16 protein-coding genes are annotated in these 13,060 nt (G+C 63.8%); 5 read left to right on the forward strand and 11 right to left on the reverse strand.

The window, feature by feature from the left end; all coding sequences use genetic code 11:
* Positions 1-91 precede the first annotated feature (91 nt).
* From EJ072_RS29595 to EJ072_RS29610, 4 genes are all read right to left on the reverse strand, one after another.
* Complete coding sequence (locus tag EJ072_RS29595) at positions 92-325, reverse strand: BolA family transcriptional regulator (protein ID WP_006206026.1); 234 nt, start codon at positions 323-325, stop codon at positions 92-94.
* Between the two features lie 109 nt (positions 326-434).
* Entirely contained in the window at positions 435-959 is a 525-nt protein-coding gene (locus EJ072_RS29600; protein WP_126082486.1) for a hypothetical protein, read from the reverse strand.
* Positions 956-3,187 carry a phosphoribosylformylglycinamidine synthase subunit PurL gene (purL, locus tag EJ072_RS29605; RefSeq protein WP_126082487.1) on the reverse strand — a complete coding sequence of 744 codons (2,232 nt, stop codon included), beginning with the start codon at positions 3,185-3,187 and terminating at the stop codon, positions 956-958. Before purL ends, EJ072_RS29600 begins: the two co-directional genes overlap by 4 nt.
* A gap of 146 nt (positions 3,188-3,333) precedes the next feature.
* Positions 3,334-4,743, reverse strand: coding sequence for a PLP-dependent aminotransferase family protein (locus EJ072_RS29610; RefSeq protein ID WP_126082488.1), 1,410 nt, complete (start codon positions 4,741-4,743; stop codon positions 3,334-3,336).
* 91 nt (positions 4,744-4,834) lie between these two features.
* On the opposite strand from EJ072_RS29610, the gene EJ072_RS29615 reads away from it, so the two are divergent.
* Positions 4,835-5,083 (forward strand): DUF1127 domain-containing protein, encoded by a 249-nt coding sequence (locus EJ072_RS29615; RefSeq protein WP_126083791.1) that lies wholly within the window; start codon positions 4,835-4,837, stop codon positions 5,081-5,083.
* 22 nt (positions 5,084-5,105) lie between these two features.
* Here EJ072_RS29615 and EJ072_RS29620 read toward each other — a convergent pair whose 3' ends face one another.
* From EJ072_RS29620 to purC, 6 genes are all read right to left on the reverse strand, one after another.
* Complete coding sequence (locus tag EJ072_RS29620) at positions 5,106-5,768, reverse strand: Pr6Pr family membrane protein (protein WP_126082489.1); 663 nt, start codon at positions 5,766-5,768, stop codon at positions 5,106-5,108.
* Positions 5,769-5,775: 7 nt separating this feature from the next.
* Entirely contained in the window at positions 5,776-6,186 is a 411-nt protein-coding gene (locus tag EJ072_RS29625; protein ID WP_126082490.1) for a hypothetical protein, read from the reverse strand.
* 30 nt (positions 6,187-6,216) lie between these two features.
* Entirely contained in the window at positions 6,217-6,885 is a 669-nt protein-coding gene (purQ, locus tag EJ072_RS29630) for a phosphoribosylformylglycinamidine synthase subunit PurQ (protein WP_126082491.1), read from the reverse strand.
* The gene (locus EJ072_RS29635) at positions 6,885-7,349 is read right to left on the reverse strand and encodes a hypothetical protein (protein WP_126082492.1); all 465 of its coding nucleotides are present in this window, start codon (positions 7,347-7,349) and stop codon (positions 6,885-6,887) included. The genes purQ and EJ072_RS29635 overlap by 1 nt, the downstream gene beginning before the upstream one ends.
* A complete protein-coding gene (gene purS / locus EJ072_RS29640; protein ID WP_126082493.1) occupies positions 7,349-7,588 on the reverse strand; it encodes a phosphoribosylformylglycinamidine synthase subunit PurS in 240 nt (79 codons plus the stop codon). Before purS ends, EJ072_RS29635 begins: the two co-directional genes overlap by 1 nt.
* 61 nt (positions 7,589-7,649) lie before the next feature.
* Positions 7,650-8,444: a phosphoribosylaminoimidazolesuccinocarboxamide synthase gene (gene purC / locus EJ072_RS29645; RefSeq protein WP_042644540.1), complete on the reverse strand. Its 795-nt coding sequence runs from the start codon at positions 8,442-8,444 to the stop codon at positions 7,650-7,652.
* A 275-nt stretch (positions 8,445-8,719) separates the two neighbouring features.
* Here purC and EJ072_RS29650 point away from each other — a divergent pair, with 275 nt between their 5' ends.
* Entirely contained in the window at positions 8,720-9,040 is a 321-nt protein-coding gene (locus EJ072_RS29650) for a DUF1476 domain-containing protein (protein WP_042644542.1), read from the forward strand.
* Between the two features lie 108 nt (positions 9,041-9,148).
* Positions 9,149-9,922, forward strand: a complete 774-nt coding sequence (locus EJ072_RS29655) for an HpcH/HpaI aldolase/citrate lyase family protein (RefSeq protein WP_126082494.1) — start codon at positions 9,149-9,151, stop codon at positions 9,920-9,922.
* 177 nt (positions 9,923-10,099) lie between these two features.
* Here EJ072_RS29655 and EJ072_RS29660 read toward each other — a convergent pair whose 3' ends face one another.
* The gene (locus EJ072_RS29660; protein WP_126082495.1) at positions 10,100-10,657 is read right to left on the reverse strand and encodes an alpha/beta hydrolase; all 558 of its coding nucleotides are present in this window, start codon (positions 10,655-10,657) and stop codon (positions 10,100-10,102) included.
* Between the two features lie 193 nt (positions 10,658-10,850).
* Here EJ072_RS29660 and EJ072_RS29665 point away from each other — a divergent pair, with 193 nt between their 5' ends.
* Complete coding sequence (locus EJ072_RS29665; protein WP_126082496.1) at positions 10,851-11,660, forward strand: VOC family protein; 810 nt, start codon at positions 10,851-10,853, stop codon at positions 11,658-11,660.
* A gap of 135 nt (positions 11,661-11,795) precedes the next feature.
* The gene (locus EJ072_RS29670; protein ID WP_126078128.1) at positions 11,796-12,986 is read left to right on the forward strand and encodes an integrase core domain-containing protein; all 1,191 of its coding nucleotides are present in this window, start codon (positions 11,796-11,798) and stop codon (positions 12,984-12,986) included.
* Positions 12,987-13,060 lie beyond the last annotated feature (74 nt).

Here is a 13,060-nt window from a genome sequence, read left to right on the forward strand (position 1 = left end):
GGGTGGCTGAAACAAGACTTTAGCCGCGACGCTACTTGAATGGCGCAAGGGATAACGCGATTTTGTGCCAAGCCTGAGAGGATGGCAGCGTTCAGTCCGGGACGCTGGTCTGCAGGGCCAGCGCGTGCAGCACGCCGCCCATATTGCCCTTCAGCGCGTCATAGACCATCTGGTGCTGCTGGACCCGGCTCTTGCCCCGGAAGCTTTCGGCAACGACCTCCGCCGCGTAATGGTCGCCGTCGCCGGCGAGATCACGGATCGTCACCTTGGCGTCCGGAATGCCTTCCTTGATCAGTTTTTCGATGTCGTGGGCATCCATTGCCATGGCAAAATCCTGTTTCAAGCGGGGCAGCTAGGCAGCACCGGTATGATCTGACTCGCGAGCCTAAAGCCTTTCCGACCCGGATTGAAGCCGTTCCGTCCGCGACAGCGGCCTAAGAATTGTCCTGCTTCGAATGGATCACGCCATCTTCGGTGATGTCATCGCGGGTCGAGAAGGCCCGGCCAAGGCTGAAGGTGAGTATATAAAGCGGGATGTTGATCAGCAGGCCGACGATGGGAAGATAGCTCGTCATTCGCCAGGCGGACGAGAAGAAGGGTTGGCCATAGCCGTCGCAGATCAAGGACGAGCCATAGTCCCAAGTCGCTCCGATGATCGCGGCAACGATGAAGAGCTTGATGCAGGTCGCGATATGCCGTGTTCGCGCCGGCTCCGGCGCGAGCCTGTCCCACAGCACCAGGCAGACGATCGGAACCGCGTAGATCAGGGTCTGCAAGACGAGCATCGGCAAAGCGGCATTGGCCGCGGCCAGGAACTCGTCGCGGGTTTCCAGCCGTGCGCACTCCTCGCTCGAGGTGGTCGACAGCAATAAGAAAACGAACGGGCCGAGGAACCAGAAGAAGAACAGCGAAGGCCAGAAGACGACTGCGATCAGCGCCTTCACAGTCAGCCTGGTCAACTGGCCTGGTCCATGAAGCGCGGGAACCAGCCTTCATGGGCAGCCTTCAGCTCGCTGACCGGGACCGGCCGTGCGTCACCCAGTTTCAAGTCACGCCCTCCGGTGGTGCCGATCCAGGGCGCGAAGATGCCGAGCTTCTCCTGTTCCTGGCGGATCCTGTCCCATTCGCCGCTCTGCGGGTCGATCGACAGCGTCAGCAGGTAGCGGCCCTGGTCCTCGCCGAACCAGACCGGAATCGGATCGGTGCCGGTGAGCCCCGGAATGGCGGCGCCAATGCCGGAGGCCATCGCCATTTCGGCGAGCGCTATCGCCAGGCCGCCGTCGGAGATGTCGTGCGCGGCGGTGACGACGCCGGATGCAATCAGCGAGCGCACATGGTCGCCGACGCGCTTTTCATGCGCGAGATCGACCGGCGGCGGCGGACCGTCGGCGCGGCCGTGGATGTCGCGCATATAGACGGACTGGCCGAGATGGCTGCCCCAGCTCGGCGGCGCGCCGACCAGCACGATCATCTGGCCCTCGGCGGCAAAGCCGATGCGCGCCATCTTCGACCAGTCGGCGATCAGCCCGACGCCGCCGATGGTCGGCGTCGGCAGGATGCCGCGGCCATTGGTTTCGTTGTAGAGCGAGACATTGCCGGAGACGATCGGGAAGCCGAGCGCGCGGCAGGCATCGCCGATGCCTTTAACGGCGCCGACGAACTGGCCCATGATCTCGGGCCGCTCCGGATTGCCGAAATTGAGGTTGTCGGTGGCGGCGAGCGGCAGCGCGCCGGTGGCGGTCAGGTTGCGCCAGCATTCGGCGACCGCCTGCTTGCCGCCTTCGTATGGGTCGGCCTCGCAGTAGCGGGGCGTGACGTCGGAGGAGAAGGCGAGCGCCTTGGTCGGATGGCCCTCGACGCGCACCACGCCGGCGTCGCCGCCCGGAAGCTGGAGCGAGTTGCCCTGGATCAGCGTGTCGTATTGTTCCCACACCCAGCGCCGCGAGGAGAGATCCGGCCCACCCAGCATCTTGAGCAGCGCGTCGGCGACATCGGCCTTGGGCGCATCGTTGGCGGCCAACGGCGCCGGCTTCTTCGCCTCGACCCAGGGGCGGTCATATTCCGGCGCCTGGTCGCCCAGCTCCTTGATCGGCAAATTGGCGACCTCATCGCCCTGATGGATGACGCGGAAGCGCAGATCGTCGGTGGTCTTGCCAACGATGGCGAAGTCGAGCCCCCATTTGCGGAAGATCGCCTCGGCTTCCTCTTCCTTCTCGGGGCGCAGCACCATCAGCATGCGCTCCTGGCTTTCCGACAGCATCATCTCATAGGCGCTCATGCGCTCCTCGCGCACCGGCACCTTGTCGAGGTCGAGCTCGATGCCGAGATCGCCCTTGGCGCCCATCTCGACCGCCGAGCAGGTGAGGCCGGCCGCACCCATGTCCTGGATGGCGATGACGGCGCCCGACGCCATCAACTCGAGGCAGGCTTCCAGCAGGCATTTTTCGGTGAAGGGATCGCCGACCTGCACGGTCGGGCGTTTCTCCTCGATCTTGTCGTCGAACTCGGCCGAGGCCATGGTGGCGCCGCCGACGCCGTCGCGTCCGGTCTTGGCGCCGAGATAGACGACCGGCAGGCCGACGCCCTTGGCCTGCGACAGGAAGATGGCATTGGTCTTGGCAAGGCCCGCCGCAAAGGCGTTGACCAGGATGTTGCCGTTGTAGCGGGCGTCGAAGTTGACCTCGCCGCCGACCGTCGGCACGCCGAAGGAATTGCCGTAGCCGCCGACGCCGGAAACCACGCCGGCGACGAGATGCCGGGTCTTGGGATGATCCGGCGCGCCGAAGCGCAGCGCGTTCATCGCCGCGACCGGCCGCGCGCCCATGGTGAAGACGTCGCGCAGGATGCCGCCGACGCCGGTCGCGGCACCCTGATAGGGCTCGATGTAGGAGGGGTGGTTGTGGCTCTCCATCTTGAAGACGACGCAGTCGCCGTCGCCGATGTCGACCACGCCGGCATTCTCGCCCGGACCCTGGATGACCTGCGGACCGCTGGTCGGCAGGGTGCGCAGCCATTTCTTCGAGGACTTGTAGGAGCAGTGCTCGTTCCACATCGCCGAGAAGATGCCGAGCTCGGTGAAGCTTGGCTCGCGGCCGACCAGATCCAGGATGCGCTGGTATTCGTCGGGCTTCAGCCCATGCGCGGCGACGAGCTCGGGGGTGATCGGCACGGAATTGGAAATGGTCATGAGCGGCGATTTTTGTCCGTGGGAGAGGGGAGGTTCTTCGAGTCTCCTCTTATCGCAAGCTTTCGCGCGATACACCCCCACCAGATAGGGAAAACGCCGGAAAACTGCCACTCCGGCGGTGCTTAGGTCTGGGCTTTCAGGCTTGATCAGGAAAAACTGTCGTAGCCGGCGCGGCCTTCGTCGAGCAGGCGGCGGATGACGGCGACGCCGCCGGCGACATCCTGGCTTTGCCGCGGTTGCGAGACGCCGAAGCGCACGCCGTGAAAAACCTGCTCGGAGCGGCCGGCCTTGAACTCGTCCTCGTCGTCGATGAGCACGCCCTGTGCCAGGCAGGCGTTCTTGAAGGTGCCGGACAGCCACGGGTCGGGCAAGGTCAGCCAGACGAAGGGCACGTTGTCCCGCGCCTTGAAGTCGAAGCCCGCCAGCACCTCGCGCACGATGGCAAGGCGCGCCTGGATTTCGGCAATGCAGCGCTTGCGGATACCGCTTGCCTGCCCCGACGTCACCAGCCTCGTGCCGACTTCGGCCAGCAGGAATGGCAGGCCGCCGGTCATCATCTTGTGGGCGACAAGGATGCGGTGGCGGTAGGCCGGCGGGCAGGAAAGCCAGCCGCCGCGCACGCCGGCGGCGACCGACTTCGACAGGCCGCCGGCGACGATGGTGCGCTCGGGCGCATATTCGGCCAGCAACGGCGTCGGGTCGTCGGTGAGCTCGCCGTAAAGGTCGTCCTCGACCAGCGCGACATTGTACTCCCGCGCGATCCGCGCGATCGCCTGGCGCCGCTCCGCCGACAGCGTCACCAGCGTGGGGTTCTTCGCGGTCGGCATCAGGAACATGACCTTTGGATGTTTCTGTGCGCAGACGCGCTCGAAATCATCCGGGTCGATGCCGTTGTCGTCAGTCGAGACCAGCGCGATGCGTCGCCCAATCAGCCCGGCGCTGCGCGCGATCTGGGAATAGGTGAGGTGCTCGAAGACAACGTAGTCGCCGGGCATGGTCAGCGCCGCGATCGCCGCCATGACCGCGGCATGGGTGCCCAGCGTCGGCACGATCGAATCGGGCGAGGGGCGGAAGGAATTCCGCGCCAACCAGCGGCTGCCCGCCTCGTACCAGCGCTCGGGAAAATCACGCGTGTAGCTCGAGATATCGTACGGATGTTCCTGCGCGGTGCGCGCCAGCATGTCGGCGATCACGGCGCCCTGGCCGACATCGGGCGCGGCGGTGCTGTCGAAGCGCAGCTTGCCGCTCGGCGCGTCGATGGGGCGCGTGCCTTGCAAGCCAGGTTCGACGTCGGGTTTCGGCGCCTCGGCGCGCTGGCCGAGCACATAGGTGCCGCGCCCGACCTCGCCGCTCACCAGACCGCGTTCGCGCAGCAGCTGATAGGCCCTGCCGATGGTGCCGACGGTCGTGCCGATGTCATAGGCGAGGTCGCGCTGCGGCGGCAGTTTTGCACCGGCATCGATGACGCCCTTGTCGATATCTGACTCAATGCTGTCAGCAAGACGCTGATAGAGCGGACCGGAGCCAGTGGAGAGGTCAGGGAGCCAATTTGTCATGGTGACAATTTTCTATATTGCACAGCGCGATGAGTCAATCCATATCGAGCCCGCGATTGGAAAGGTACAATCGAGACAAGGTAGAACGACAATGGATACAATTGATACAATTCGCTATGCTCGCCCGGCTTTGGGCGCGCAGGCCGAGCTCTTGGCCCATCGCAGCTTCGTCGGCCGCATGGTGGTTGTGCTCCGTTCCATCGCTACGCAGATCGGCCGCATGCTCGAGCGTCGGCGCGGCCGCCTCGCACTGCTTGAGATGACGGACGAGCAGCTCAAGGACATCGGCATCTCGCGCTGCGATGCCCATCGCGAAGGAATCAGGTCGTTCTGGGAGTGATGCCCCGTCGTCGAATGACAACCTATCGACGGCCAGATTGGACGCGGGTTGCGGGTTTTCCCCGCAACCCGCCGATGCCGTGGTCGATCAGCACGGCAAGCACGCTCAATCCGACGAACAGCGCCGTGACGCCCGCAGCCGAAACGGCGACGCTGGCCGCGCCGTTCTTGGCCACGTCGAGGAACGGGTAGGGTACTTCGCCGGCGAAGGGCGCGCGGATCAGCGCGTAGGCGAGATAGGCCAGCGGATAGATCATCCACCAGGAGATATCGCGCCAGCGCGTCGAGCCATCCGCGCCCGCGGTGAGCCACCACAGCACGAAGATCAGCGGCGTGACGTAGTGGAGCAGGATGTCGCAAAGCAGGAACAGGCCCTGTGGTTGCCAAAGTCCTGCCAGCACGGTCGCGTAGACGATGAAGACCAGGGTGATGGCGACCGCGACGCCGGCGCGCATGCGCTGCCCGGCGAAGGCCGGGAACCAGGCATAGCCGGTGGGCGATAGCAGCGAAGCATGCACCATCACGGCGGCGATGTTGGTCAAGATGGTGAAGATGCTGAGAAGAAAGACGATCGAGCCAAGTAGGCTGCGCCCGGCCGCCATCGACGCCGGAATGGTGATTGCGGCCTGCAGGACAAGCGCAATCAGCCCGATGACCAGTCCCGCCATCTGCAGGAACCGGCTCATCGCAGGTTTACGCGGCAGCCGCGCAGGACGGGTTTCCGGCCTGCCAGCGGGCGATGTCGGAACCGATGCGCGCGCCGAGCGGCTCGTTCATCAGCGGCCCGAACACATCGACGCGGCTGGAATTGCCCTGCGCCTGCACGACCAGCAGCGGCTTGCCGCCATAGTGCTTGGCGGGCACCAGCAGGAAGCGCGGCGTGCCGCTGTAGGAATTGAGCTCATTGGCCATCTGGTAGGCCTTGAAGGCCGGATCCTTGCTGGCGATCCAGCATTTATGCGCCGCGATGGCGACCTGTTCCATGGCAAGCAGCGAGGCGCTTTTGCCCGAGGGAACCGGCGTCGTCTTGGGGCTGGACTGGCAGGAAGCCAAGGCGAGCCCGGCGGCGGCCAGGAGAGCAAGGCGAGCGATCGTCGGTCTCATGGTCAGTCCGCCCCCGCGTTCCGAAAAGGATCAAGCCGCGAGGCCGAGCGCGCTTTCGAACAGCGCGCGTCCATCATTGCCGCCATGCGCCGCCTCGATCAGGTTTTCGGGATGCGGCATCAGACCGAGCACGTTGCCCTTGTCGTTGACGATGCCGGCAATGTCGTTGATCGAGCCGTTGGGATTGGTGCCTTCGGCGTAGCGGAACACGACCTGGCCTTCGCCTTCGAGCCGGGCGAGCGTCTCGGCATCGGCGAAGTAGTTGCCGTCATGATGCGCCACGGGTGAGCGGATGATCTGTCCGGGCTTGTAGTGCCGGGTGAACATGGTGTTGGCGTTGGTGATCTCGAGCTTTACCTGGCGGCAGACGAATTTCAGCGAGGCGTTGCGCATCAAGGCGCCGGGCAGTAGTCCCGCCTCGACCAGGATCTGGAAGCCGTTGCAGACGCCGATGACGGTCACGCCCTTGGCGGCCTTTTCGGCCACCGCCCGCATCACCGGCATGCGCGCCGCGATCGCGCCGCAGCGCAGATAGTCGCCGAAGGAGAAGCCGCCGGGGATGGCGATCAGGTCGACATCGGGGATCTCTGTGTCGGTCTGCCAGATGGTCGCCGGCGTCTGGCCGGAAATCTTGGTCAGCGCCGCGATCATGTCGCGGTCGCGGTTGAGGCCAGGCAGGAGGACGACGGCTGATTTCATTAGCTTGTCCTAAATTCGTTGTAGGGTGTTTTCAGTGCGAGAGCCGCATATACTTCGAAAAGGTGTTGCAGAATATCATCTTCGATCACAACGTAGCGACCTTTCAGAGCGCGGATACGCGTCATACAATCTGTAAACGCAGTTCTGAAAATCTCATCGAGCATAAGAGCTTTTCGAGAACCTTCCGGTTTGTAAGTCGCTAGCCGGCCGGTTTTTTCACGAGCAATCTTGAATGCAAAAGAAGATTGTTCGGGGCGTCCACCTATGTGGTTACCGATCCGCTGCCAGATATTTTTGGCGCGACCGACATAGATTGGCGTTGTATCCTCATAGAGAGCGTACACTCCCGGTCTTTTGGGGAACCCGGCACGAGGGCTTGCCGGTTTGAGGTCGCAACTGAGTAATTGCTCGAAAAGCGATGGCATTTGATCGACGGCTTTGCTGTACTCAGCCAGCAACGGCATTAAGCGATCTCCACCGCGTAATTCTCAATCACCGTGTTCGCCAGAAGCTTGTCGCACATAGCCTTGAGATCGGCTTCGGCCCTGGCCTTGTCGGTTCCGGTGAGTTCGATGTCGAACACCTTGCCCTGGCGAACCTGGCCGACGCCGTCGAAGCCCAATCCGGAGAGGGCATGCTCGATCGCCTTGCCCTGCGGGTCGAGGACGCCGTTCTTGAGGGTCACGGTGATGCGGGCTTTCATCGATACTCCTAAGTGATGGATCGGGCGGTGGACCTGCCATTGCCCAGCAGGCCGGTCGGTATTAGTGCTTCAGGCCCTTGGGCGCATCGGAAGAGGCGACGAGGACCGGACCCGTCGGGCGCGGCGGCTCGTTCTCGTTGATGATGCCGAGACGGCGGGCGACTTCCTGATACGCCTCGACGAGGCCGCCCATGTCGCGGCGGAAGCGGTCCTTGTCGAGCTTGTCCTGGGTGGCGACATCCCACAGCCGGCAGGAATCCGGCGAGATTTCGTCGGCGACGACGATGCGCATCATGTCGCCCTCGAACAGGCGGCCGCATTCGATCTTGAAGTCGACGAGCTGGATGCCGACGCCGAGGAACAGGCCGGAAAGAAAGTCGTTGACGCGAATGGCCAGCGCCATGATGTCGTCGATTTCCTGCGGGCTTGCCCAGCCGAAGGCAGTGATGTGCTCTTCCGACACCATCGGATCGTCGAGCGCATCGGCCTTGTAATAGAATTCGATGATCGAGCGCGGCAGCACCGTGCCTTCCTCGATGCCGAGGCGCTTGGACAGAGAGCCGGCGGCGACATTGCGCACGACGACCTCGAGCGGGATAATCTCGACTTCCTTGATCAACTGCTCGCGCATGTTGAGCCGGCGGATGAAGTGGGTCGGGATGCCCATGCGGTTCAAGTGGTTGAAGATGTGCTCGGAAATGCGGTTGTTGAGCACGCCCTTGCCATCGACCACTTCATGTTTCTTCTTGTTGAAGGCGGTGGCGTCGTCCTTGAAGAACTGGATCAGCGTCCCGGGCTCAGGTCCCTCATAGAGGATCTTGGCCTTGCCTTCGTAGATGCGGCGGCGATTTTTCATTTGATTTTTTCTCTGGGTCTGCGGGCAGGCGGCAAATGACCGGTTCCTGTCCGTCTGCCTAAATTAGTATGGCGACGGCGGCGTTCAATGCCGGTGTTATCGCAATCGCCTGGTTTGCTCAATCGCCAAATCCGGCGAATCAACCGCTTTCGGGACTGAAATGCCGCAGCGCAGCATGCGACGAAGTATATTGACCGGGTCGCGGCCTTTTGATTTGTGCTTGCCCATCACACATATTCACCGCGAACGCGAATCGGATTGATCGGAGGGACGTCATGAGCAGCATGAAAGACCGCGAAGAGGGCTTTGAGCGCAAATTCGCCTTCGACGAGGAACTTCGCTTCAAGGCCGCAGCCCGGCGCAACAAGGCGCTTGGCCTCTGGGCCGCCGAGAAGCTGGGCAAATCCGGCGCCGATGCCGAAGCCTATGCCAAGGAAGTGGTGGTCTCCGATATCGAGGAGGCAGGCGACCATGACGTCTTCCGCAAGATTCGCAAGGATTTCGATGCGGCCGGCGTCAACCAGTCAGACCATCAGATCCGCCGCACCATGGACGAGTTGATGGCGCAGGCGATCGAGCAGATCAAGAATGCCTGAGGCCGGAGTCTAGCTGGACCAATCGACCGCCCGGCCAAACCGGGCGGTTTTTCTTTGCCTTTGCCGTCGTTTCCGGCTGAACTGCGGGTTGTCATCAAGGAAGGTCCGATGTCGCTCAAATCCCGCCTGGTCGCCGACGAAACGCTGTTCACCGCCTGGTCGGGGGTGCCGGACGCGCTGACGGTGGAAATCATCGCCAAGCAGGATTTCGACGCCGTCACCCTCGACATGCAGCATGGCGGCCACCACGAGGACAGCGTGCTGCGCGGCTTGGCGCCGGTGCTGGCCGCCAACAAGCCCGCGCTGGTGCGCATTCCGGTCGGGCGCTTCGACATGGCGAGCCGCGCGCTCGATTTCGGCGCCGAGGCGGTGATCGCGCCGATGGTGAACTCGGTGGCCGACGCACGGCAGTTCGCCGCCGCGATGAAATATCCGCCTATGGGCGAGCGATCCTGGGGGCCGACTTACGCATTCCCGCGCCACGGCAAGGGCGACCACGCCGAATGGCTGCGCGACTCGAACCAGCGCACAATGGCCTTCGCGATGGTCGAGACGCGGGCGGCATTCGAGGCGCTCGACGGCATCCTCGATACGCCCGGCATCGACGGCATCTTCGTCGGCCCGTCGGATTTCTCGATCGCCTGGTCGAACGGAACGACCGTCAATTCGACGCTGGAAAGCATGATGGAGACGGTCGCTTCGATCGCCGAGCGGACGCGCAAGGCCGGCAAGCATGCGGCGATCTACGTCATCGAGCCGGCAATGGCCGGCCGCGTGGTGTCGATGGGCTATCGGCTGCTCGCCATGGGCTCGGACCACACGCTGATCTCGCTCGGCGCGAAGACCCTTTTGAAGAGCATGCGGGATTCCATCGGCGCCTAAGGCGTGCTGATATTCGGGTGAGGCCGGCCTGCAAATGGCGGTTTCCTGCGCTTCCGGTGCTCACGTACATCAAGTACGCTCCGCTCCGGTTCTCGGAAACCGCCCAGTTTGGCCGCTTCGCGCCCGTCTTCGACTCCGACTCGGCCTGACCTGAATCTCAACACACCTTGGGTCGTCTCAGGGCTGCTTCAGTTCCGTCAGGAATTTGGCGAAGGTCATCGACCCCTCGGGCCACGGGCCGAAACCGGCGTCGTGGTTGAGATGGCCGGCCTCGCCGGCGTCGATGAAGAGCGATCCCCAGGCGGCGGCAATGTCCTCGGCGACCTCGAAAGCGCAGAACGGGTCGTTGCGGCTGGCGATCACGATCGACGGGAAGGGCAGGGGATCGCGCGAATAAGGGCCGAAGGTCATCAGGTGCCTCGGCCTGATTTCCGGATTGGACACATCCGGTGGCGCGACGAAGAAGGCGCCGGCGATGGGCTTCCTGAATTGCGGGATGGCCTGCACCGCCGTCGTGACGCCAAGCGAATGGGCAACGAGCACCACCGGCCGCTCAGCTTCGTTGACGGCGTTCGCCACGCTCGCCGTCCAATCCTCGCGCACGGGCTTGGTCCACTCCGCCTGCTCGACCCGACGCGCCGTCGACAGTTTCGACTGCCAGCGGGTCTGCCAGTGCTCGGGGCCGGAATTGGTGTAGCCCGGCACGATCAGGATATCTGCGTCTTTCACTTTCATGACGCCGATGTAGCGAGCGGCTGTGGCGGCTGCAACCCTGTCGCTAACATCGGGATGGCCGTAATTGTGAACAACTTGTTCGATTCTTGCTCTCTTGTGTGAACGATCGCAATCGACGATTTGGAGGGGGAACAAGAGCTGGCGGCCTGGAACCCCCATTTGGGGAATAGGCGCCGCCCAAACGGAGAGTTTGATGAGCGAACTGCCTTTTGCCGCGACCACCCCGGTCAGCGTGTCGCGTGTCGGGTTGAAGGCGCGCGATGCCGAGAGCCTTGCCGCCTATTATCGCGCGGTCGTCGGCCTGCAGGAATTGCGCCGCGCCGATGGCGCGATCACGCTTGGCGCCGCCAACCGGCCATTGCTGGTGCTTGAACAGGATGCTTCGGCGAAGCCCGACGATCCGCGCAGCGCCGGCCTTTTCCACACCGCTTTCCTGTTGCCGTCGCGAGCGGACCTTGGCCGCTGGATCAGCCACGCCGCCGCCAACCGTATCGGCATCGAGGGCGCTTCCGACCATCTGGTCAGCGAGGCGCTCTATCTGACCGATCCGGAAGGCAACGGCATCGAGATCTATGCCGACCGCCGTCCGCAGGACTGGTGGAACGGCGACAAGGTCGCCATGGCGACCGAGCGGCTGAACCTGCCAGCGGTGGTGGGCAGCGTGCCGGCGGGCGATGCCGGCTGGCAGGGCGCGCCGGAAAACGCCATTGTCGGCCATGTGCATCTGCGCGTCGGCCGGCCGGAGGACGCGGAGGCCTGGTGGCACGACCAGTTCGGCTTCGACACCGTCGCCAAATATGGCAGCCAGGCGGTGTTCCTGTCGTCCGGCCATTACCACCATCATATCGGCGCCAATGCCTGGCAAAGCGCCGGCGCCGGCCGTCGCGATCCGTCACGCTCAGGCCTCGCCTGGGTAGAGATGCGCTCGGATAATGTGAAGGATGAGACTTCGCGGGAAGACCCGTGGGGCACGGTGATCAGGACGGTGCCGGGCAAGGCTTGAGCCGGCGTCGGTGACAGCGTCTTTCTCCCCGTCACTATACGGGGAGAAATGCCCGGTGTCCGAACCGGATAGATAGGTAACAGAATGGACCGATTAGATGGGTGACAGTTTTCTTGCCAGCCGGGAGGACCGGCGATGGTTTGGCGAGAGACTGGCATCATGGATGAGCGGCTTCGTTTTGTTGTTGAATGCCTAGCTGGCGAGGAGACGATGACGCAGCTTTGCGCGGCCTTCGAGATCTCACGCAAGACCGGCTACAAATGGCTTGGGCGTTACCGGGAGACCGGGCCGGAAGGCCTGCACGACCGGCCGCGGGCGCCGCTCGATCACGGCCGAGCAACGGCAGCCGAGCTGGTGGAGCGGATCGTGGCGGAGAAGGAAGCGCATCCGCTGTGGGGGCCGAAGAAGATCATGGCGCGGCTGAAGCGGGCGGAGCCCAGTTGTGGCTGGCCGGCAGTCTCGACAGCTGGCGAGATCCTGAAGCGGCATGGTCTTGTGGGACGCCGGCGCCGGCGCTGGCGGGCTGTGGGCAATGGGCCATGGCCGGAGCCTGCGGCGCCGAATGCGGTGTGGACGGTAGACCACAAGGGCTGGTTCCGGACCCGTGACGGCTGGCGCTGCGAGCCATTGACGGTGATGGATGCATTGAGCCGCTACCTGCTGGGGCTCGAGGCGACGGGCTCGACGGCCGACGAGGAGGCGTGGCCGGTGTTTGAGCGATTGTTTGAGGAAAACGGTCTGCCGGATCGCATTCGAAGCGACAATGGCCCACCCTTTGCGTCGGCCGGCGTCACAGGGCTGACGCCGCTGGCAGTGCGCTTCATTAAGCTCGGCATCGCCCTGGAGCGCATCCAGCCAGGCAAGCCGCAGCAGAACGGGCGCCATGAGCGTTTCCATCTGACCATGCTGCCGATGGCCGATGCACCGAAGGCTGACAAAGCGGCTCAAGCCAGGGCCTTCGAGAACTTCCGGCGCAGCTACAATGAGGAGCGTCCGCACGAGGCGCTGGGCATGGACACCCCGGCACAGCATTACCGCCCCTCGACCCGACCGATGCCGAAGACAGCCCCTGAACCCGATTATCCGACCGAGGCAGCGGTGCGCGGCGTGCGCCAGAACGGCGCGGTCAAATGGCGGGGCACCGAGATCTATGTCTCGGCCACGTTGGCCGGCGAACCGATTGCCATTGAAGAGACCGAGGATGGCGAGTGGACGATGCGCTTCCACACCCATCCGCTCGGCTTCATCGATGAGAAGCACATGAAACTGGTTCGCCGCAGCGCCGCGCCAAGCCGACCGCTTGGCGCTGCGGCGACCGCATCATAGGGAGAGAAAACTGTTACCTATGTATCCGGTTCAAAGTGTTACCCATCTATCCGCTGGACACCGGCAGGGCAATG

The organism is Mesorhizobium sp. M2A.F.Ca.ET.046.03.2.1 (assembly GCF_003952425.1).
In the GTDB taxonomy this organism is placed as follows: domain Bacteria; phylum Pseudomonadota; class Alphaproteobacteria; order Rhizobiales; family Rhizobiaceae; genus Mesorhizobium.